This window comes from Ramlibacter algicola, assembly GCF_016641735.1.
Lineage (GTDB): Bacteria > Pseudomonadota > Gammaproteobacteria > Burkholderiales > Burkholderiaceae_C > Ramlibacter > Ramlibacter algicola.
Genome location: NZ_JAEDAO010000001.1, coordinates 645,106 through 665,060, shown reverse-complemented (window position 1 = coordinate 665,060; position 19,955 = coordinate 645,106). Strand labels below are relative to the sequence as shown.

The following is a 19,955-nucleotide window of genomic DNA, read 5'->3' as shown; positions in this document are numbered from 1 at the left end:
CTTCCTACAATGCCCGATTCCATGAGTTCGCTCATCGTCCTTTTGCCGCGCTCGAACGCCACGTCGAGCACCGAATTCCACGCGTTGCTCGCCGACGGCCGGGGTGCGTTTGCGCAACCCGTGCAGGCTTCGCTGCTGCCGGCGCCCAGCGGCACCGGCAGCGAGGTGATCGCCGTCGTGCCCGCCTCGAAGCTGTCGTGGCATCTGGTCGACCTGCCTCGCGGCACCGGCCCGCGAACGCCGCGCCTGCGCGCCATCCTCGAGGGGCTGCTGGAAGATCGCCTGCTGGACGATCCCGCCGACCTGCACCTCGCGCTTGCACCCGGCGCCGCCGCGGAGGGCAAGAGCTGGGTCGCCGCCTGCGAGCGTGCGTGGTTGCGCGACGCGCTGCAGGTCCTCGAGGCGGCCGGCCGGCCCGCCAACCGCATCGTTCCGGAATTCACGCCCGAAGGCACGCCGGCGCTCTATGCCGTCGGCACGCCGGAGGATCCGCAGCTGGTGTGCACCAGCTTCGACGGCGTGTTGGTCCTGCCGCTCGCGGCGGCCTCGCTGCCCTTGCTGCCCACGCTGCCCGAGGACACGCAAGTGCTGGCAGAACCCGCGGTGGCCAGCGCGGCCGAACAGGTGCTGCAGCACCAGCCGCAGCTGCTGCCGCAATCGGACCGCCTGCGCGCCGCGACGCGCACGAAATGGGACCTCGCCCAACTCGAATTCGCGACCACGGGCCGCGCACGCACGCTGAAGAAGTTGTCCGTCGGCTGGGCCGACCTGCTGCGCTCGCCGCAGTGGCGGCCCGCTCGCTGGGGCGCGGTTGCCCTGGTCCTCGTGCAGCTGGTGGGCCTCAACGCCTGGGCGTGGAAGGAGCGCAGCGCGCTTGCCGGCAAGCAGGAAGAGCAGCGCACGATCCTCAAGCAGTCGTTCCCGCAGATCACGTACACCGAGAACGCGCCGCTGCAGATGGAGCGCAACCTCGCGCAGCTGCGCCAGTCGGCCGGCGGGCTGTCCGGCCGCGACCTCGAAGCGATGCTCGGCGCGCTCGCGGGCGCCGTGCCGGCCGGCAAGTCACCGGCAGGCCTCGAATACAGCGCAGGCGAGCTGCGCGTGCGTGGCCTCGTGAAGGGTGACGCGGAGGCGCAGCCGGTCATCCAGGCCTTGCGGCGCCAGGGCTACGTCGCCACCGTGCAGGGCGACGCCTTGACCGTGCGCCCGGAGGGCCAGCCATGAGCGCCATGTCCACCCTTCGCGCACGCTGGCAAGGCATGGCCGCGCGCGAACGCACGCTCGTCACTGGCGCCGTCGCACTCGTCGTCCTCGCCCTTCTCTGGTGGCTGGCAGTGGCGCCGGCGCTCGCGGTGCTGCGTTCGGCCGAGCCGCAACACCGCGCGCTGGACGAACAACTGGGCCGCATGCGCGGGCTGCAGCAGCAGGTGCGAACGCTGCAGTCGCAACCCAAGCTCGGCCCCGACGAAGCCTTGCGTGCGATCGAGGAATCGGTGCGCCAGCGACTGGGCACCAGCGCGCGCATCAGCGTCGCCGGCGAGCGGGTGACGATCACGCTCACCGGCACTCCGCCGGACGCGCTGGCGGGCTGGCTCGGCCAGGCCCGCGTCAACGCTCGCGTGCTGCCGACCGACGTGCGCCTGACCCGTGGCGCCTCGGGCGGCTGGGACGGCACCCTCGTGCTGGCGCTGCCGGCGCGCTGAGGCGAAGAAGAGCACCGTGGCACGCCTGCAGCGTCCCCTGTCGATTCCGCGCGCGCCCTGGCGCTGGGCAGCGGCAGGCCTCGCGTGTGGCGTCGTTCTGGCCACGGTGGTGTTCGCACCCGCACGCTGGCTCGCATCGCGCGTGCAAGCGTCGACGCAGGGGCAGGTGCAGCTCGTCGAGCCGCGCGGCACGGTCTGGAATGGAACGGCGCAACTCGTGTTGACGGGCGGTGCGGGCAGCAGTGACGCGGTGTCGCTCCCGGGTCGCGTGGAATGGCATCTGGCACCGGCCTGGGCCGGTGTCAACGTTCGCTTCGCTGCCCCGTGCTGCACGCCGCAGCCGCTGCAGGGGCGCGTCACCTGGGGCTGGAACCGCACGCGGGTGCAGGTGGCCGACGGCCACAGCACCTGGCCTGCCGCCTTGCTCACGGGACTGGGCACACCCTGGAACACGATGCAGATCGAAGGCGACCTGGCCCTGCAGACGCGCGGCCTGGCGCTGGAATGGATCGCGGGCCGGCTGTCGGTGGACGGCCAGGCCGAACTGACCGCCGCCGACGTCGCATCGCGGCTGGCCACGGTGCGCCCGATGGGCAGCTATCGCGTCTCTCTCGCCGGCGGCGCCGCGCCCGGCCTGCAACTGACCACGCTCGATGGCCCGCTGCAATTGCGCGGTTCGGGCCAGTGGGTGGGCGGCCGCCTGCGCTTCGCCGGTGAAGCCAGCGCGGCGCCGGACCGCGAGGCGGCGCTCGGGAACCTGCTGAACATCATCGGCCGCCGCCAGGGCGCGCGCTCCATCATCACGATAGGCTGAACGACATGAACTTCCGACCTGCCTTGTTGTCCCTGCTGGCCGCCGCCGCCCTCGGCGCGGCCGGAGCCGCGCAGGCGCAGGCCCAGCGTGCCTCCCGCGCGCCGGTGACCCTGAACTTCGCCAACGCCGAGATCGAGGCTGTCGCGCGCACGATGGCGGCGATCACCGGCCGCAACATCGTCGTCGACCCGCGGGTGAAGGGCACCATGACGCTGAACACGGAGCGGCCGGTGCCGCCGCAGCGCGCGTTCGACCAGTTCGTCGCGACGCTTCGCCTGTCCGGCTTCACCGTCGTCGACGCGGGCGGCCTGCTCAAGGTGGTGCCGGAAGCCGACGCCAAGCTGCAGGGCGGCGTGGTGTCGATCGGCTCGCCGCCTTCGGGCTCGCAGCTGGTGACGCAGATCTTCCGCCTCAACTACGAGACCGCGAACAACCTGGTGCCGATCCTGCGGCCGCTGATCTCGCCGAACAACACGATCAACGTGAACCCGGGCACCAACTCGCTCGTGATCACCGACTACGCGGACAACCTGCAGCGCATCGGCCGCATCATCTCCGCGCTCGACACGTCCAACGCCACGGACGTCGAGATGATCCCGCTGAAGAACGCGCTGGCGTCGGACATCGCGCCCGTCGTGCAACGGCTGGTCGACACCGGCGGTGGCCCCGTCACGCCGGTTGCAGGCCAGGGACAGGCGGACACGTCGTTCCGCACGACGGTGGTCGCGGAACCGCGCAGCAACAGCCTGATCGTGCGCGCGGCGAACCCCGCCCGCCTGAACCTCGTGCGCACGCTCGTCGAGCGCATCGACCAGCCCACGTCGCAGAACGCGGCCGGCAACATCTACGTGGTCTACCTGAAGCACGCGGAGGCGACGCGCCTGGCGACCACGCTGCGCGCCGCTCTCGCGGCAATTCCGCAGACCGGTTCGAACGTCGGGCCGGGCGCGAACGTGGCGGGTGGCGGCTTCCAGACGGCGGCGCAGAACACGGTCCCCGTCGCGGCGGGCGGGACGTCGGGCACGGGCGGCATGTCCAACCTCGCCGCGGCGGCTGCGCAACCGGCGGCGCAGGTGCAGACCGGCGGCCAAATCCAGGCCGACCCGGCGACCAACTCGCTGATCATCACTGCGCCCGAGCCGCAGTACCGCCAGCTGCGCGCCGTCATCGACCGGCTGGACCAGCGCCGCGCGCAGGTGTTCGTCGAAAGCTTGATCGTCGAAGTGAACGCGAACAAGGCCGCCGAGTTCGGCGTGCAGTGGCAGACGATCCTGGGCGACACCAACAGCAGCCGCGTCGGCGTGCTGGGCACCAACTTCACCATCGGCGGCCAGAACATCATCTCGCTCGCCACGCAGCCCGGCGGCGCCACGTCGCCGACGCTGCCCTCGCCCGGCATCAACATCGGCCAGGTGCGCAAGATCGGGAGCAACTACGTGCTCGGCGCGCTGGCCCGGTTCCTGGAGTCCAACGCCGACGGCAACGTGCTGTCGACGCCCAACCTGCTGACGCTGGACAACGAGGAAGCGCGCATCGTCATCGGCCAGAACGTGCCCTTCGTCACCGGCCAGTTCACCAACACCGGCGCGACCAACGGCGCAGTGAACCCGTTCCAGACCATCGAGCGGCGCGACGTCGGCATCACGCTGCGCGTGCGCCCGCAGATCAGCGAGAACGGCACCGTGAAGATGCAGATCTTCCAGGAGGTGTCCAACGTCGACCAGACCTCGGTCAATTCGGCGACGGGCCTGATCACCAACAAGCGGTCGATCGAGTCGAACGTGCTGGTGGACGACGGCGCGATCATCATGCTCGGTGGCCTGCTGCAGGACGAGTACGCCGGCAACCAGCAGAAGGTGCCCGGCCTGGGCGACGTCCCCTTGCTCGGCAACCTGTTCAAGGCCGAGACCCGCAGCCGCAACAAGAGCAACCTGATGGTGTTCCTGCGGCCGGTGGTGCTGCGCGATGCGGCCCAGGCCGACGAGCTCTCGCTGGATCGCTACGACCTGATGCGGCTCAAGCAGGAAGGCGCGCAGCCCGTGCCCAGCATCCTGACGCCGATCAACTCCGCGCCGGTGGCGCCGGTCCACACCCAGCCGACGACGCCGGCGCCGGTGCAGGCGCCGCCGACGTCGCAGGAATTTTCGCCCCCGGGACGCTGACGCGATGCGCTATCCCCTTCCGTACGGCTACGCCCGCACGCACCAGCTGCTGCTGGAGGACGACGGCGAGGCGGTGACGCTCTGGCATGCGGGTGCGCCCGCGCCATCGGCGTGGAGCGAAGTGCTGCGCAAGTTCCAGGTTCGCAGCGTGCAGCAGCTGGACCCGCCGGCCCTCGCGCAGCGCATCAGCGCCGCCTATGCGCAAGGCGAGTCCAACGCCGCCACCGTCGTGAGCGAAGTGCAGAACGACGCCGACCTGTCGCGCATCATGCAGGAGCTGCCGGCGGTGGAAGACCTGCTGGAGACCAGCGACGACGCGCCGATCATCCGCATGCTCAACGCGCTGCTCACGCAGGCCGCGCGCGACGGCGCCAGCGACATCCACATCGAGCCCTATGAGCGGCATTCGTCCGTGCGCTTCCGGGTCGACGGGCGGCTGCGCGAAGTGGTGCAGCCCAATCGCGCCCTGCACGCGGCACTGATCTCGCGCTTGAAGATCATGGCTGACCTGGATATCGCGGAGAAGCGCCTGCCGCAGGACGGCCGCATCTCGCTGCGCATCGGCACGCGGGCGGTGGACGTGCGCGTGTCGACGCTGCCGAGCGCGCATGGCGAGCGCGCCGTGCTGCGCCTGCTGGACAAGAGCGAGAACAAGCTCAGCCTCGAGTCGGTGGGCATGACCGGCGACACGCTGCAGCGCTTCCTGAGCCTGATCACGCAGCCGCACGGGATCATCCTCGTGACCGGCCCCACCGGTTCCGGCAAGACCACCACGCTGTATGCCGCGCTGTCGCGCATGGACGCGGGCAGCAGCAACATCATGACGGTGGAGAACCCGATCGAGTACGAGCTGCCGGGCATCGGGCAGACGCAGGTGAACGAGCGCATCGAGCTGGACTTCGCCAAGGCGCTGCGCGCCATCCTGCGGCAGGACCCCGACATCATCATGATCGGCGAGATCCGCGACCAGGAAACGGCGCAGATCGCGATCCAGGCCTCGCTCACCGGCCACCTGGTGCTCGCGACCCTGCACACCAACGACGCCGCCAGTGCCGTCACGCGCCTGACCGACATGGGCGTCGAGCCGTTCCTGCTCAGCTCATCGCTGCTGGGCGTGCAGGCACAGCGGCTCGTGCGCAAGCTGTGCTCGCACTGCCACGGCCCGGGCTGCGAGGAGTGCGGCCACACCGGCTACCAGGGCCGCACCGGCATCTTCGAGCTGATGGTCGTCAACGACGAGATCCGCGCCATGATCCACAACCGCGCCTCCGAAGCCGAGGTGCGCGAAGCCGCGCAACGCGCGGGCATGACGCTGATGCGGGACGACGGCGAACGCCTCGTGCGCGAGGGCATCACCTCGCGCGAGGAACTGTTGCGCGTCACGCGCGACTAGCGCACCCGCTCCGGCTCGTGCGGCCGGCCCGGCAACTCGACGGGCGGCGGCGTGCGGCCACCTTCCGAAGGCGGTGCCTTCGGCTTGTCGTCGCCGGGCTGCGGGTCCGGGTTCGTGCCGGGCGGCACCGACTCGGGCGCCGGCACGTCGTGCGCTTTCACCGCGTCGCCCGGCGTCCACATCGGTTCAGGGGAAGACATGCAGGCATCCTGCGATGGCGTGCCGGTCGCGGCGTTCGGCGATCGGCGGGGTTGCCTGTCGGTGCACGCCGACACTGCAGCTCAGGCGCCGAGCTTGTCCGCCAGCTCGGCGAAGTCGCGGCAGTGCAGGTCGTTGCCGGCACGCGGCGACACATCCTTGGGTCGCGCCGCGCCGAACTCCAGCGGCCGCTCGATGTAGGCCGTGCGCAAGCCGCACGCACGCGCGCCCTCGAGGTCGTCGTGGTGGGCGGCCACGAGCATCACCCGCGACGGCTGCAGGTCGAACGTCGAAGCGACGCCGAGATAGGTGGCTGGGTCGGGCTTGTACGCGCGGAACACTTCGGCCGACAGGATGCAGTCCCATGGCAAGCCTGCGCGCTTGGCCATGTCGGCGAGCAGCCCGATGTTGCCGTTCGACAGGGTGCACAGCGTGAAGCGCGTGCGCAGCCGGTGCAGCGCGGCGACGACGTCCGGCCAGGGATCCAGCCGATGCCACACGCGATTGAGGTGCGCGCGCTCGTCTTCGCCCAGGTCGCCCAAGCCGAAGCGCGGCGCGATGTCATCGAGGATCAAACGATGCAGGTCGTCGATGCGCGTCCACCCGAGTTCGCCTCGCGCCACGCGCGCCATCGCGGGCCGATAGCCTTCACGCCAGGCGAGCGCGAAGCCGTCCGCGTCCACCTGTGGATACGCGGCGCGCACTTCACGCACGATGCTCCCGTGCCAGTCGACGACGGTGCCGAAGACATCGAACGCGAGGACCTGGGGCGTGGGCTCGAGCATCGGCGCAGTTTAGGCGCACGCGCTTCAGCTGCCGGTCGAGTCGCATGCAGCCGACGGTCTCGTAAACGACTTGTGAAGTTGCTTGCCCCTGCGCCGAACCGCTGTCTAGACTGAGCTCGACCCGTCAGTCGATTCGAACGTCCGTCGAACTCTCTCACCCCAAAGGGACACAGATGACCAAGACAATCGCCCTAATCGCCTCCGCTGTCCTATTGCTCGCTGGCGCCGCCCAAGCGCAGACCGGCTTTCGAGCCCCGAGCGGCACCAGCCCGCTGTACGGCGAACTCGGCTACACCTGGATGAAGTTCAAGGTTGACGGCGGCCCGGATTTCGATACCGGCTTCGTGCGCGGCATCATCGGCTACGACTTTCACCCGGGTTTCGCAGGTGAGCTGATGGTTGCGGGCGGCACGCAGAAGGACACTCAATTCGGCACGACCGTCGACCCACGCAGTGCCATCGGCATTTACCTGAAGCCCAAGGCCAATTTCGGCAACTTCGAGGTGTACGGCCGGCTGGGCTGGACGCAGGTGCGCATCCGCGCCTCCGACGCCACCGGCACGGAGTCGGGCAAGGACAACGACTTCTCGTACGGCCTCGGCGCGAACTTCGCATTCGCCCCGCGCTGGTATGCAGGCGCCGACTGGATGCGCTACACGAAGAAGGACGGCGTGACGTCCGAGGGCCCGACCCTCAGCGTCGGCTACCGCTTCTGATCTCCGCCACGTCCGAAGGCCCCCGCCGCTGGCCTTCTTTGATGGCATAGCCCAAAAGGCAACGCCCCAGGCTGCGAGGTGCTGGGGCGTTTGCTTTGGTGGCATCCAAATTTCGGCGCGCCCCTCACCCATTGGTCGTGGACCGTCGCGCCGACCACACGGATTTGCGCCAACGCCGGCTGAAGCGCTTGCTTCGCTACCGTGCGTCTCCCTAGACTCGACAGCGGCTCAAGAGGAGTCGCTCTCACACACTTTGGATGGGGATTAAAGACATGAAGAAATGCATCGCCTTCGCGGCCGCAGCGGCCGCCCTCCTGATCGCCGGCGGCGCGCAAGCGCAGGCTCGCACCGCTGCCAGCCCGCTGTACGGTGAACTCGGCTACACCCAGCTCAAGCTCAGCGGCGAGGGCCTGAGCGTCAAGCCGAACATGATTCGCGGCATCGTGGGCTACGACTTCCACCCGAATTTCGCCGTGGAAGGCATGCTGGCCTTCGGCGCCGGCGACGACAGCCAGACGTTCACCGAGTCTGCCGGCGGCACCACGGCCACGGGCACGGTCAACCTGAAGGTGCAGAACGCCTACGGCGTGTACCTGAAGCCGAAGGCCGACCTCGGCGCTGTGGAACTGTTCGGCCGCCTGGGCTACACGCACGCCCGCGTCAAGGGCAGCGAAGTCATCACCGTGAACGGCGCCCTGTTCAGCTCGGACAGCGCCACCGACAGCGACGGCGGCTTCTCGTACGGCCTCGGCGCGAACTGGAAGTTCACGCCCAACGCGTACGTCGGCGTCGATTACATGCACTACTACAAGAAGGACGGCGTGAAGGCCGAAGGCTTCACGGTCGGCGTCGGCTTCCGCTTCTAAGCAGCAGCGCGTCACGCATGAAAAAGCCCGCCATCGGCGGGCTTTTCTTTTGGCGTGGGTGGCCTCACGGAAGGCGCTACGCGCCTGCGCGCGGAGGCAGCGGCGGGCGGTTCTTCCGGTACGAGTTCTTCACCGCGATCTTGCCGTCACGGAAGGTGAACACGTCGCATCCCTTGACCTCCACCCAACTGCCGTCCGCCTGGGTGCCGGTGAACGTCCACTCCGACACCCCGCGGTCGCCGCAGACGAAGTGGCGTGGCGACCGCCATTGCGCATCAGGGAAGGTTGCCCAGACCGCGCAGAAGGCCGCCCGGACGGCTTCTCGCCCGATGGCCGCGGTCCCGCAAACGTCCGGCCCGGCTGACGCTTCGAACACGCAGTCCGGCGCCATGAACTCCATGAGGGCATCGGCGTCATGGCGGTTCCAGGCCTCGGCGAATGCCTGCAGGTCGTCAACGGTGATTGGCATGGTGGACTCCGGCGATCGTGCAAGCCTAGTGCGCGCAGTGCGTGGCGCAAAGGCGTCGTGGCATCGAATCACTGGAGCGGGAAAAGAGTCTCGAACTCTCGACCTCAACCTTGGCAAGGTTGCGCTCTACCAACTGAGCTATTCCCGCGGAGTCCCGAAGAAAAAGCCCCGGATCTTGCGATCAAGGGCTTCCCTTGAATCTGGTGGCCTGGGGCGGAATCGAACCACCGACACGCGGATTTTCAATCCGCTGCTCTACCAACTGAGCTACCGGGCCGTGAGCCGGCAATTATAGCGTAGGCCCTCGGGCCTCCCGCCTCAACCGCCGGCAGATCGCTTGCCGCGCGACAGGTCGACGCCGAGTTGCTTGAGCTTGCGATACAGGTGCGTGCGTTCCAGGCCGGTCTTCTCGGCCACGCGCGTCATCGAGCCGCCTTCCTTGGCGAGGTGGAATTCGAAGTAGCTCTTCTCGAATTCGTCGCGCGCGTCGCGCAGCGGCTTGTCCAGCTCGAAAGTCTGGCGCGCCTGCGGGCCGATGTCCATCGGCGGCGGGATCTGCTGGCCGCCGGTCATGGCGGCTTCGACGGTGAGTTCCTGCACCGGCACCGGCGGCGACGTGACGTAGCCGGGACCCGGCTTGCGCACGCCCTGCGGGGCCTGGTCGCGATGCAGCGCGGCCTCGACGGCCTTGAGCAGCTTCTGCATCGTGATCGGCTTCTCGAGGAAGGACTGCGCGCCGATCTTGGTTGCTTCCACCGCGGTCTCGATGGTGGCGTGGCCACTCATCATGATCACCGGCATCGTGAGCATCCCGGTGCTGGACCATTCCTTGAGCAGCGTCACGCCGTCCGTGTCGGGCATCCAGATGTCCAGCAGCACGAGGTCGGGGCGCGACTTCGCGCGCGCGGCTCGCGCCTGCGCGGCGTTGTTGGCCAACTCGACGTTGTGGCCCTCGTCATTCAGGATTTCCGACAGCAGGTCGCGGATGCCGAGTTCGTCGTCGACGACCAGGATGTTTGCCATGTGTTCTTCGGTTGGGCGGACGCAGTGTTGCTATGCCGCAACTGCGAATGATAGCGACACTTGGGCGCCAACGATGGTGCCGTCGTCCACCCGGTTCTTGACGTCCACGCGGGCACCATGCTCATCGGCGATCTTCTTGACGACCGCCAGTCCCAGCCCGGTCCCCTTCTCCTTCGTCGTGACGTAGGGTTCGAAGGCCCGCTTGAGGATGTGCTCGGGGAAGCCGGTGCCGCTGTCCAGCACGGCCAGGCGCACGCGGCGGTTCGTCTCGTTCCATTGCGTGCGGATCACCACCTCGCGTCCTTCGCGCCCTTCCGAGGCGTCCTGCGCGTTCTGCAGCAGGTTGTGGATCACCTGCCGGAGCTGGTGCGCGTCGCCCAGGATGTGGGGGCAATGGGGATCGAGCTCGGCATGCACGGGCACCGTGCCAGTGCCTGCTTCGCCTTCGCGCGCGTAGAGGTTCAGCACGTCCGTCACGAGCGCGTTCAGGTCGATCGGCTTGAGTTCGGCCGCCGGCAGGCGCGCATAGTCGCGGAACTCGTTGACCAGCCGCTTCATGGCGTCGACCTGGTCGACGATGGTCTGCACCGACTTGTTGAGGATGGCGCGCTCGGGATCGGCCACCTTGCCGCCCAGCTTGTACGCAAGCCGCTCGGCCGACAGCTGGATCGGCGTCAGCGGGTTCTTGATCTCGTGCGCCAGGCGTCGCGCCACCTCGCCCCAGGCCTGCACGCGCTGGGCCGACACGACCTCGGAGATGTCGTCGAACACGAGCAGGCGGGCGGACCGGCCGGGCACGTCCGAGGGCATCTCGGCGCCGCGCGCGACAAGCGTGATGGCGTTGTTGCCCGTCGGCAGGCCAGGCGCGGACGCATTGAGCTCGAACGATTGCTGCCAGTGGTCCAGGCCGTGCTGGCGGCGTTCGTTGATGAAATCCTCGAACTGCGCCTGCACCGCGGCGCCGAACGATTCCAGCCCCTCGACGTCCGTCAGCAGCTTGCCCTCGTGCGCCGCGAGCGGAACACGCAGGATGCGCGTCGCGCCCGGGTTGGCGGTCTCGATGCGTCCCTGGTCGTCGAGCACGATGACGCCGGCCGTGAGGTTGTCCAGGATGGTCTGCAGGTGCGCGCGCGCCGCGTTCACCTGCGCCATGCTCTGTTCGACCGCGCCGCGCGCATCGGCGAGCTGCTGCGTCATCTCGGCGAACGACCGCGTGAGGCCGCCGAGTTCGTCCTTGCCCTGCAACACCGGCTTGGGCGACAGGTCGCCGGCGGCCACCTCGCGCACGCCCGCAGCCAACAGAAGCAAGGGCCGCGCGAGCTGGTTGCCCAGCAGCACCGCCAGCAGGATGGCACCGAAGACCGACAGGAAGAGGCTCAGGGTGAGCGTGCCGATGTACATGCGGCGCAGGCCTTGCCGCGCGAGCGCTCGCTCCTGGTACTCGCGATAAGCTTCCTGCACGGCGATCGCGTTCCCCACCAGCGTTGGCGGCAGGCTTTGCGTGACCTGCAGGATGCGCGGCTCCGAAGTGAGGGTCAGGCCTGCGCCGGGCACCACGGCCATCGCCTTGATGCGCGCGTTGCCCGTCGTCATCGCGTTGGGCTCTTCGAGTCCCTCGATGATCGCGATCGACCGCTGACTGCGCACCATGCGCACCTGCTGCGCCGTGGGACGCTCGGGGTTGAGCTGGAACCGCGACTGCCCAGCGCTGGCGATCAGCTGGTTGGCGCCGCTCCACAGGATCACGTCGTTGGCCGACAGCGGTTCGCGCAGGCGCTCCAGCGCCAGGGGGGCCGACGAATCGGGTGTCTCGGCGAGCAGCGCCGCCGAAGCGCGCGTCTTGTTCGCGAGGTCGTTGGCCAGCGTGTCGAGCGTGGAACGGCCGAGGTTCAAGCCGGCGTCGAGGGCGCCTTCGACCTTCACGTCGAACCAGCTCTCGATCGATCGCGACACGAACTGGTACGACACGATGTAGATCAGCAGGCCCGGCATGAAGCCGACCAGCGCGAAGATCATCGCCAGCTTCACCAGCAACCGGCTGCCGAACTTGCCGCGCCGCACGCGCGACGTGAGCCGCACCGCGACCCAGGCGATCACCAGCAGCAGCATGCCGGCCACCACCACGTTCACCGCGAACAGGCGGCCGTAGTTGCGCTCGTACAGCTCGCGGTTGCCGGTCGCCTGCGTGAGCAGGAACATCAGCACGATCGCGATCGCGACCATGACGGCTGCGCCCACGAGCAGCGCCCAGCGGACCGCGCGCGTGCTGCCGAAGTTGGGCTTCTTCGGCGGCGGCAGCGGGGCGGCCGGCGTGCTCACCTCGCCGTCTCGACTGCCAGCCGCTGGGTGCGCGCGGCGCTGATGCTCCAGTCGGCATGCCCGACCGCGCCGATCTGGAACGGCCGCGGCAACTGCGACACGTCCAGCCGGTACCGGAAGTCGACGCTGTACTTCGCGTCGGTCTCGAGCTCGCCCAGGTCGGCGATCTTCCAGCGGGCGATGTGCTTGATCGCCTCGATCGCTTCCTCCTGCGTCTCGAAGGACTGGCCGAGCGCCAGCCCCGTGGCGCCGATGGGTTGCGACGACACCTGCAGGCGCCAACGACGCGTGAGCGGCTGGAACGACAGGCGCATGTGGCGCTGCGCGCTCGCCACCTGCTTGTCGTACCAGTACCACCGGTCGCGCAGCAGGGTGGCTTCGGCCACGAAGAACATCGGGATGCCCTTGTGCAGGGCGTCATCGATCACCGCGGGCATGTCGAAGCGCACGCTGGCGCTCAACAGCACGCCCTCGTCCGCGCGCTCCAGCCGCAGTTGGGTGACTTCGCCAGTGTCGGCCCGGGCCAGGCCGAGCACGAGCGCCAGCACCAGCACGAGAACGGCCCGGAAGGCCGCCTCAAACCCCGTCCCGCGCCTTGTCGAGCAGCGCGTAATAGAACCCGTCGTGGTCACCGAGTCGATTGTCCGGGACCGGCCCGTCCTTTCCGGGGCTTCCGGGAAGCAAATGGCCAGGCGCGGGCCGCAATCGCGCCGCGCTGTTGTTTGCAACAAACGCTCGCGCCTGGGCGTCGCCTTCGGCGCGGAACACCGAGCAAGTGCAGTACAGCAGCCGCCCGCCGGGCCGCACGAGCGGCCACAGCGCCTGCAACAGCCGCTGCTGCTGGGCGGCCAGTTGCGGCAGGTCGGTGGCCCGCCGAAGCCAGCGCACGTCGGGGTGGCGCCGCACGATGCCCGAGGCCGTGCAGGGCGCGTCCAGCAGCACGCCGTCGAAGGGCCGGCCGTCCCACCACGCCTTCACGTCGTTGGCATCGGCCGTGATCACGTCGGCTCGCAGCCCCAGCCGCTCCAGCGTCTCGCCGATCCTGCGCGCGCGCACGGGATCGATCTCGAGGGCCGTGACGTCCGCATCGGCAGATTCCAGCAGGTGCGCCGTCTTGCCACCCGGCGCCGCACAGGCATCGAGCAGGCGCAGGCGGGGTCCCGCGGGCTCGAGTCCGTCGAGCAGCAAGGGCGTGGCCTCCTGCGCGGCGGCGTCCTGCACCGAGAGCCGGCCCTCGGCGAACCCGGGCAGTTGCTCGACCGGGCGAGGTTGTCCCAGTTGCAAGCCGGCATTGCCGACCCGCGTGGCCGAGAGGCCCTGCGCCTGCAGGTCGGCGAGCACTTCCTCGCGGCTGGCCCGCCGCACGTTCACGCGCAGCGTCATCGGCGGTGGCCGGTTGTTGGCGGCCAGCACCTGCTCCCAGTGCTGCCGATGGTCGCGCCGCACCTGGTCGATCCACCAGCGCGGGTGGTTCCAGAGCGCCACCGGGTCCTTGTCCGTGGCCGCCACGAGCGCATCGCGCTCGCGAAGGAAGCGGCGCAGGCACGCGTTGACGAACGAAGACTGCGCGCGCGTGCCTTCGCCGCGCTTGGCCGCTTCCACGGCCTGGTCGACCAGCGTGAAGGGCGTGTACGGCGCGTCGGCCTCGCGCCAACACAGCGCCAGCGCGGTGCACAGCAGCGCATCGGCCAGCGGCGGCGGCGCGCGGCGCGCGAGCTGGCGGCGCAGCGCCTCGGCGCGACCGAGTTCGCGCAACGCGGCGAACGCAAGCGCCTGCGCGCCCGGGCGCACTTCGCGGTCGATGCGCGCGATGGCCGGCGTCGCGGACTCGCCCGCGCGCACGGCCGCCAGAACGGAAGCGGCAGCCTGAAGCTGCCGCCAGAGGGGGACTGCAGTCAACGCGCGGTCAGGTGCCGGGCTGCTTGGTCACGCGCAGGTACGGGCGCGGCGCCTTCCAGCCTTGCGGGAACAGCTTCTTCGCTTCCTCGTCCGACACCGAGCCCGCGATGATGACGTCGTCGCCCTGCTTCCAGTTGGCCGGCGTCGCGACGCGATGCTTGGCGGTCATCTGGATCGAGTCGAGCGCCCGCAGGATCTCGTCGAAGTTGCGGCCGGTGGTCATCGGGTAGACCAGCATCAGCTTGATCTTCTTGTCCGGCCCGATGACGAACACCGCGCGCACCGTCTGGTTGGTGGTCGCCGTGCGGCCGTCCGACGCGACTTCCTCCGCCGGCAGCATGTTGTACAGCTTGGAGACCTGCAGGTCGGTGTCGCCGATGATCGGGTAGTTGACCTTGCACGACTGGGTCTCCTCGATGTCGCCGATCCACTTCGTGTGGTCGTCCACCGGGTCGACCGACAGCGCGATCAGCTTCGCGTTGCGCTTGGCGAACTGGTCCTCGATGCGCGCCATGTAGCCCAGCTCGGTGGTGCACACCGGGGTGAAGTCCTTCGGGTGCGAGAACAGGATCGCGTACTGGTCGCCGATCCACTGGTGGAAATCGATCTTGCCGTGCGTCGTGTTGGCCGTGAAGTTCGGCGCGATGTCGTTGATCCGGAGCATGTGCTTCTCCTGCTGGTGAAAGGCCGGGGTGAGGATGATGCGGCGGCGCCCAAGCCCCCGTCAAACGAGGGGACCTTTGGGCGCCGGCATCGGCGGCAGCGGCACGCCGGCCCGGAAGCCGAACAGCCACGCGAGCAACGCGGCCGGGAACTGGGCGATGGCGGCGTTGTACTGCTCGACCGCGCGGCCGAAGCGCTCGGCGGCGGCGATGCATTGCAGGGTGATCTGGCCGCGTCGCGACACCAGCGTGTCGGGCAGGCGGGGGCCGGCCAGGTCGTGCGCGTCGTCACGCTCGGCGCGTTCCCACGCGACCGCGAGGACGGACTGCGCCGCGCCGAGCGCTTCGATGCGATCGGGATCGAGCGGCCGCTGGCGCGCCAGCGCGAGCGTGGCGCGCAGCTGGCCGGCGGCGCCTTGCAGCCCGCCCCAGAACGAGGCCTGTGCGCCGTCGAAGATGCTCTCGGGCTCCTCGCCCACGACGGCCTCGACCAGTTCGGCCTGCCGCTGCAGCTGCGCGTCCAGTTCGGCGAACGACGTGTTCGCCTCGCCGCGCAGGCGCACGAGGCGGTTGTAGGCGCCGACGGCCCAGAACACGAGCACGGCGGCGACGATCCAGGTGACGGAGATCGGCATGGGCAATGAAAAAGGCGCCCCACTCCGCGAGGAATGGGGCGCCCGAGTCTAGCGAAGCGCGATCGCTCGCGCCCCGGCGATCACTCGCCGGTGCCTTCGGCGGTCTCCGTCGAAGCTTCGGCGCCGATGCCGGCCAGTTCGGCCGCTTCGGCTTCGGCGATGGCGCGGCGCTCGGCCTCGTCCATCTGGTCCTTCGCCTTGCGCGCGACGTGGTACGCCATGCCGGTGCCCGCGGGAATCAGGCGGCCGACGATGACGTTTTCCTTCAGGCCGCGCAGCTCGTCGCGCTTGCCCATGATCGCCGCCTCGGTCAGCACGCGCGTGGTTTCCTGGAAGGACGCCGCGGAGATGAACGAGTCGGTCGACAGCGAAGCCTTCGTGATGCCCAGCAGCAGGTTGCTGTACGTCGCCGGGATCTTGCCCTCGGACCGCAGGCGGTCGTTGGTGTCCAGCATCTCGGAGCGCTCGACCTGCTCGCCGCCGATGTAGCCGGACTCGCCGGAGTTCTCGACGACCACGCGACGCAGCATCTGGCGAACGATCACCTCGATGTGCTTGTCGTTGATCTTCACGCCCTGGAGGCGGTAGACGTCCTGGACCTCGTCGACGATGTAGCGCGCGAGTTCCTCCATGCCCAGCAGGCGCAGGATGTCCTGCGGGTCGGCCGGGCCGTCCACCACGCTTTCGCCCTTGTTCACCACCTGGCCCTCGTGCACCAGGATGTTCTTCTCCTTGGGCACCAGCTCCTCGTGGACGCCGCCTTCCGGATCGGTGATCTGCAGGCGGATCTTGCCCTTGGTCTCCTTGCCGAACGACACCGTGCCGGTCATTTCGGCCAGCAGGCCCTTGTCCTTGGGCGAACGGGCTTCGAACAGTTCCGCCACGCGCGGCAGGCCGCCCGTGATGTCACGCGTCTTCTGGCCTTCGATGGGGATGCGGGCCAGCACTTCGCCGGGGGCGACGTCCTGGGCATCGCGCACCTGGATCAGCGCGCCGACCTGGAAGCCGATCGTCACCGAGTGGTCGGTGCCGGGGATCTTGACCTCGCCACCGCTGGCGTCGATCAGCTTGACCTGCGGGCGCACGACCTTGGCCGAGCCGCGGCGCTTCGGGTCGATCACGACCAGCGTCGACAGGCCGGTCACTTCGTCGACCTGCTTGGCGACCGTCAGGCCCTCTTCCACGTTCTCGAACTTCGTCTTGCCGGCGAATTCCGTGATGATGGGTCGGGTCAGCGGGTCCCAGTTCGCCAGGATGGTGCCGGCCTTGACCTGCTGGTCGGCCTTCACCGCCAGCGTCGCACCGTACGGCACCTTGTGGCGCTCGCGCTCGCGGCCGTGCTCGTCATGGATGACGATCTCGCCGGAGCGGGCGATCACCACCAGCTCGCCCTTGCCGTTGGTCACGTAGCGCATCGTGCTGTTGAAGCCGATCACGCCGTTGGACTTGGCTTCCACGCTCGAGGCGATGGCGGCGCGCGAGGCGGCACCACCGATGTGGAACGTGCGCATCGTCAGCTGCGTGCCGGGTTCGCCGATCGACTGCGCGGCAATGACGCCGACCGCTTCGCCGACGTTCACCAGCCCGCCGCGGCCGAGGTCGCGGCCGTAGCAGCGGGCGCACAGGCCGAAGCGCGTGGCGCAGGTCAGCGCGGTGCGCACCTTCACCTCGTCGACGCCGACGGACTCGAGCTCCTCGATCGCGTCCTCGTCCAGCATGTTGCCGGCCGGCACGATGGTCTGGCGGCTTTCCGGGTGCACCACGTCCTCGGCCGCGGTGCGGCCCAGGATGCGATCCCTCAGGGACTCGATGACTTCACCGCCCTCGACGATGGCGCGCATCAGCGAGCCTTCCGAGGTGCCGCAATCGACTTCGGTCACGACCAGGTCCTGCGTCACGTCGACCAGGCGGCGCGTCAGGTAGCCCGAGTTCGCGGTCTTCAGCGCCGTGTCCGCGAGGCCCTTGCGGGCGCCGTGGGTGGAGATGAAGTACTGCAGCACGTTCAGGCCTTCGCGGAAGTTGGCCGTGATCGGCGTCTCGATGATCGAGCCGTCCGGCTTGGCCATCAGGCCGCGCATGCCCGCCAGCTGGCGGATCTGGGCGGCGGAACCGCGGGCACCCGAGTCGGCCATCATGTAGATGGAGTTGAACGACTCCTGCTCCACTTCCTTGCCGTGGCGGTCGGTCGTCTTTTCCTTGGCCAGCTGGGCCATCATGACCTTCGACACTTCGTCGCCGGCCTTGCCCCAGATGTCCACGACCTTGTTGTAGCGCTCGCCGGCGGTGACGAGGCCCGAGACGTACTGCTGCTCGATCTCCTTCACTTCCTTCTCGGCGCGGCCGATGATGTCGGCCTTCTGCGGCGGCACCAGCATGTCGTCGATGGCGATCGAGATGCCGGCCTTGGTCGCCAGGCGGAAGCCGTTCTGCAGCAGCTTGTCCGCGAAGACCACCGTCTCCTTCAGGCCGCAGCGGCGGAAGGAAGCGTTGATCAGGCGGCTGATCTCCTTCTTCTTGAGCGCCTTGTTCAGGTTGGAGAACGGCAGGCCCTTGGGAAGGATCTCGGACAGCAGCGCGCGGCCGACGGTCGTGTCCACCAGCGAGGTGGAGGGCACGAATTCGCCGGTGGCCTTGTCCTTGTTCCACTCGGTCAGGCGCACGCTGATCTTGGCAGTCAGCTCGACCTGGCCGGCGTCGAGGGCGCGGATGACTTCACCGACGTCGGAGAAGATCATGCCTTCGCCCTTGGCGTTGATGCGCTCGCGGGTCGTGTAGTACAGGCCCAGCACCACGTCCTGCGACGGCACGATGGACGGCTCGCCGTTGGCGGGGAACAGCACGTTGTTCGAAGCCAGCATCAGCGTGCGGGCTTCCATCTGCGCTTCCACCGACAGCGGCACGTGGACGGCCATCTGGTCGCCGTCGAAGTCGGCGTTGAACGCCGCGCAGACGAGCGGGTGCAGCTGGATCGCCTTGCCTTCGATCAGGATCGGCTCGAACGCCTGGATGCCCAGGCGGTGCAGCGTCGGGGCGCGGTTCAGCAGGACGGGGTGCTCCTTGATCACCTCTTCCAGGATGTCCCACACCACCGGCGTGCCGCTCTCGACTTCCTTCTTAGCGGCCTTGATGGTGGTGGCGATGCCCATCGCCTCCAGGCGCGAGAAGATGAACGGCTTGAACAGCTCCAGCGCCATCAGCTTGGGCAGGCCGCACTGGTGCAACTTGAGGGTCGGGCCCACGGTGATGACCGAACGGCCCGAGTAGTCGACGCGCTTGCCCAGCAGGTTCTGGCGGAAGCGGCCGCTCTTGCCCTTGATCATGTCGGCCAGGGACTTGAGCGCGCGCTTGTTCGCGCCCGTCATGGCCTTGCCACGGCGGCCGTTGTCCAGCAGCGAGTCCACCGCCTCCTGCAGCATCCGCTTCTCGTTGCGCGCGATGATTTCCGGCGCCTTGAGTTCGAGCAGGCGCTTCAGGCGCGAGTTGCGGTTGATGACGCGACGGTACAGGTCGTTCAGGTCGGAGGTCGCGAAGCGGCCGCCGTCCAGCGGCACCAGCGGACGCAGGTCCGGCGGCAGCACGGGCAGCACTTCCATGACCATCCACTCGGGCTTCATGCCCGACTTCTTGAACGCCTCGAGCACCTTCAGGCGCTTGGCGTTCTTCTTGACCTTCACTTCCGAGCCGGTCAGGTCGCCGCGCAGCTTCTCGATCTCGATGTCGAGGTCGATGCCTTCGAGCAGGTCCTTGATGCCTTCGGCGCCCATCTTGGCGATGAACTCGTCACCGTATTCCTTGCGCTTGGCGTCGTAGTCGTCCTCGGACATGATCCCGAACTTCTTCAGCGGGGTCATGCCGGGGTCGGTGATGACGTACGCCTCGAAGTACAGCACGCGCTCGATGTCGCGCAGCGTCATGTCGAGCACCAGGCCCAGGCGGGACGGCAGCGACTTCAGGAACCAGATGTGCGCGCAGGGCGCGGCCAGGTCGATGTGGCCCATGCGCTCCCGGCGCACCTTGGTCTGGGTCACTTCGACGCCGCACTTCTCGCAGATCACCCCGCGGTGCTTCAGGCGCTTGTACTTGCCGCACAGGCACTCGTAGTCCTTGATCGGGCCGAAGATCTTGGCGCAGAACAGGCCATCGCGCTCCGGCTTGAAGGTGCGGTAGTTGATGGTTTCCGGCTTCTTGACTTCGCCGAAGGACCACGAGCGGATCTTCTCCGGCGAGGCGATGCCGATGCGGATGGCATCGAAATGCTCGTCCGGGGTGAACTGCTTGAACAGGTCGAGGAGGGATTTCATGTGTCTTCCT

Annotated in this window: 17 protein-coding genes and 2 tRNA genes; 7 read left to right on the top strand and 12 right to left on the bottom strand. The window is 68.6% G+C overall.

Annotated elements, in window-relative coordinates:
- Nucleotides 1–21: 21 nt before the first annotated feature.
- Genes gspL through I8E28_RS03280 form a run of 5 tightly spaced genes read left to right on the top strand, consistent with a single transcriptional unit; the run spans nucleotide 22 to nucleotide 6,072 of the window.
- Complete coding sequence (gene gspL / locus I8E28_RS03300; RefSeq protein ID WP_200786410.1) at nucleotides 22–1,224, top strand: type II secretion system protein GspL; 1,203 nt, start codon at nucleotides 22–24, stop codon at nucleotides 1,222–1,224.
- A 5-nt stretch (nucleotides 1,225–1,229) separates the two neighbouring features.
- Nucleotides 1,230–1,703: a type II secretion system protein GspM gene (gene gspM, locus I8E28_RS03295; protein ID WP_239027173.1), complete on the top strand. Its 474-nt coding sequence runs from the start codon at nucleotides 1,230–1,232 to the stop codon at nucleotides 1,701–1,703.
- A 16-nt stretch (nucleotides 1,704–1,719) separates the two neighbouring features.
- Nucleotides 1,720–2,517: a type II secretion system protein N gene (gene gspN, locus I8E28_RS03290; RefSeq protein ID WP_200786408.1), complete on the top strand. Its 798-nt coding sequence runs from the start codon at nucleotides 1,720–1,722 to the stop codon at nucleotides 2,515–2,517.
- Nucleotides 2,518–2,522: 5 nt separating this feature from the next.
- Nucleotides 2,523–4,679: a type II secretion system secretin GspD gene (gene gspD / locus I8E28_RS03285; protein WP_200786407.1), complete on the top strand. Its 2,157-nt coding sequence runs from the start codon at nucleotides 2,523–2,525 to the stop codon at nucleotides 4,677–4,679.
- Between the two features lie 4 nt (nucleotides 4,680–4,683).
- A complete protein-coding gene (locus I8E28_RS03280; protein WP_200786406.1) occupies nucleotides 4,684–6,072 on the top strand; it encodes a GspE/PulE family protein in 1,389 nt (462 codons plus the stop codon).
- Here the strand turns inward: I8E28_RS03280 and I8E28_RS03275 are convergent.
- Both I8E28_RS03275 and I8E28_RS03270 read right to left on the bottom strand, forming a co-directional pair.
- On the bottom strand, nucleotides 6,069–6,272 hold the full coding sequence (locus I8E28_RS03275) for a hypothetical protein (protein WP_200786405.1): 204 nt from the start codon (nucleotides 6,270–6,272) through the stop codon (nucleotides 6,069–6,071). The two genes, I8E28_RS03280 and I8E28_RS03275, sit on opposite strands and share 4 nt — an antisense overlap.
- An 81-nt stretch (nucleotides 6,273–6,353) precedes the next feature.
- The gene (locus I8E28_RS03270) at nucleotides 6,354–7,055 is read right to left on the bottom strand and encodes a haloacid dehalogenase type II (protein ID WP_200786404.1); all 702 of its coding nucleotides are present in this window, start codon (nucleotides 7,053–7,055) and stop codon (nucleotides 6,354–6,356) included.
- Nucleotides 7,056–7,228: 173 nt separating this feature from the next.
- Between I8E28_RS03270 and I8E28_RS03265 the strand changes: the two genes are divergently transcribed.
- A complete protein-coding gene (locus tag I8E28_RS03265) occupies nucleotides 7,229–7,771 on the top strand; it encodes a porin family protein (RefSeq protein WP_200786403.1) in 543 nt (180 codons plus the stop codon).
- A gap of 272 nt (nucleotides 7,772–8,043) precedes the next feature.
- A complete protein-coding gene (locus I8E28_RS03260) occupies nucleotides 8,044–8,637 on the top strand; it encodes a porin family protein (RefSeq protein ID WP_200786402.1) in 594 nt (197 codons plus the stop codon).
- Nucleotides 8,638–8,713: 76 nt separating this feature from the next.
- Here the strand turns inward: I8E28_RS03260 and I8E28_RS03255 are convergent, their stop codons facing one another.
- From I8E28_RS03255 to rpoC, 10 genes are all read right to left on the bottom strand, one after another.
- Nucleotides 8,714–9,106, bottom strand: a complete 393-nt coding sequence (locus I8E28_RS03255) for a nuclear transport factor 2 family protein (RefSeq protein WP_200786401.1) — start codon at nucleotides 9,104–9,106, stop codon at nucleotides 8,714–8,716.
- Nucleotides 9,107–9,178: 72 nt separating this feature from the next.
- A tRNA-Gly gene (locus I8E28_RS03250) sits at nucleotides 9,179–9,254 on the bottom strand.
- 53 nt (nucleotides 9,255–9,307) lie between these two features.
- Nucleotides 9,308–9,383 (bottom strand) — tRNA-Phe (locus I8E28_RS03245).
- Between the two features lie 41 nt (nucleotides 9,384–9,424).
- Complete coding sequence (locus tag I8E28_RS03240) at nucleotides 9,425–10,129, bottom strand: response regulator (protein ID WP_200786400.1); 705 nt, start codon at nucleotides 10,127–10,129, stop codon at nucleotides 9,425–9,427.
- 30 nt (nucleotides 10,130–10,159) lie between these two features.
- Nucleotides 10,160–12,448, bottom strand: a complete 2,289-nt coding sequence (locus tag I8E28_RS03235) for a sensor histidine kinase (protein WP_338050712.1) — start codon at nucleotides 12,446–12,448, stop codon at nucleotides 10,160–10,162.
- Nucleotides 12,445–13,002 carry a DUF4390 domain-containing protein gene (locus I8E28_RS03230; protein ID WP_338050711.1) on the bottom strand — a complete coding sequence of 186 codons (558 nt, stop codon included), beginning with the start codon at nucleotides 13,000–13,002 and terminating at the stop codon, nucleotides 12,445–12,447. The genes I8E28_RS03235 and I8E28_RS03230 overlap by 4 nt, the downstream gene beginning before the upstream one ends.
- Before the next feature lie 22 nt (nucleotides 13,003–13,024).
- Nucleotides 13,025–14,347 carry a 16S rRNA (cytosine(967)-C(5))-methyltransferase RsmB gene (rsmB, locus tag I8E28_RS03225; protein WP_200786399.1) on the bottom strand — a complete coding sequence of 441 codons (1,323 nt, stop codon included), beginning with the start codon at nucleotides 14,345–14,347 and terminating at the stop codon, nucleotides 13,025–13,027.
- A 7-nt stretch (nucleotides 14,348–14,354) separates the two neighbouring features.
- A complete protein-coding gene (locus I8E28_RS03220) occupies nucleotides 14,355–15,011 on the bottom strand; it encodes a peroxiredoxin (protein ID WP_200786398.1) in 657 nt (218 codons plus the stop codon).
- Between the two features lie 60 nt (nucleotides 15,012–15,071).
- Nucleotides 15,072–15,644, bottom strand: a complete 573-nt coding sequence (locus tag I8E28_RS03215) for a LemA family protein (protein ID WP_200786397.1) — start codon at nucleotides 15,642–15,644, stop codon at nucleotides 15,072–15,074.
- Nucleotides 15,645–15,724: 80 nt separating this feature from the next.
- The gene (rpoC, locus tag I8E28_RS03210) at nucleotides 15,725–19,945 is read right to left on the bottom strand and encodes a DNA-directed RNA polymerase subunit beta' (RefSeq protein WP_200786396.1); all 4,221 of its coding nucleotides are present in this window, start codon (nucleotides 19,943–19,945) and stop codon (nucleotides 15,725–15,727) included.
- Nucleotides 19,946–19,955 lie beyond the last annotated feature (10 nt).

Excerpts from the sequence above, each read along its gene's own strand:
- gspL (WP_200786410.1), top strand. The coding sequence starts at position 22 with ATGAGTTCGCTCATCGTCCTTTTGCCGCGCTCGAACGCCACGTCGAGC.
- gspM (WP_239027173.1), top strand. The coding sequence starts at position 1,230 with ATGTCCACCCTTCGCGCACGCTGGCAAGGCATGGCCGCGCGCGAACGC.
- gspD (WP_200786407.1), top strand. The coding sequence starts at position 2,523 with ATGAACTTCCGACCTGCCTTGTTGTCCCTGCTGGCCGCCGCCGCCCTC.
- I8E28_RS03280 (WP_200786406.1), top strand. The coding sequence starts at position 4,684 with ATGCGCTATCCCCTTCCGTACGGCTACGCCCGCACGCACCAGCTGCTG.
- I8E28_RS03275 (WP_200786405.1), bottom strand. The coding sequence starts at position 6,272 with ATGTCTTCCCCTGAACCGATGTGGACGCCGGGCGACGCGGTGAAAGCG.
- I8E28_RS03270 (WP_200786404.1), bottom strand. The coding sequence starts at position 7,055 with ATGCTCGAGCCCACGCCCCAGGTCCTCGCGTTCGATGTCTTCGGCACC.
- I8E28_RS03265 (WP_200786403.1), top strand. The coding sequence starts at position 7,229 with ATGACCAAGACAATCGCCCTAATCGCCTCCGCTGTCCTATTGCTCGCT.
- I8E28_RS03260 (WP_200786402.1), top strand. The coding sequence starts at position 8,044 with ATGAAGAAATGCATCGCCTTCGCGGCCGCAGCGGCCGCCCTCCTGATC.
- I8E28_RS03255 (WP_200786401.1), bottom strand. The coding sequence starts at position 9,106 with ATGCCAATCACCGTTGACGACCTGCAGGCATTCGCCGAGGCCTGGAAC.
- I8E28_RS03240 (WP_200786400.1), bottom strand. The coding sequence starts at position 10,129 with ATGGCAAACATCCTGGTCGTCGACGACGAACTCGGCATCCGCGACCTG.
- I8E28_RS03220 (WP_200786398.1), bottom strand. The coding sequence starts at position 15,011 with ATGCTCCGGATCAACGACATCGCGCCGAACTTCACGGCCAACACGACG.
- I8E28_RS03215 (WP_200786397.1), bottom strand. The coding sequence starts at position 15,644 with ATGCCGATCTCCGTCACCTGGATCGTCGCCGCCGTGCTCGTGTTCTGG.
- rpoC (WP_200786396.1), bottom strand. The coding sequence starts at position 19,945 with ATGAAATCCCTCCTCGACCTGTTCAAGCAGTTCACCCCGGACGAGCAT.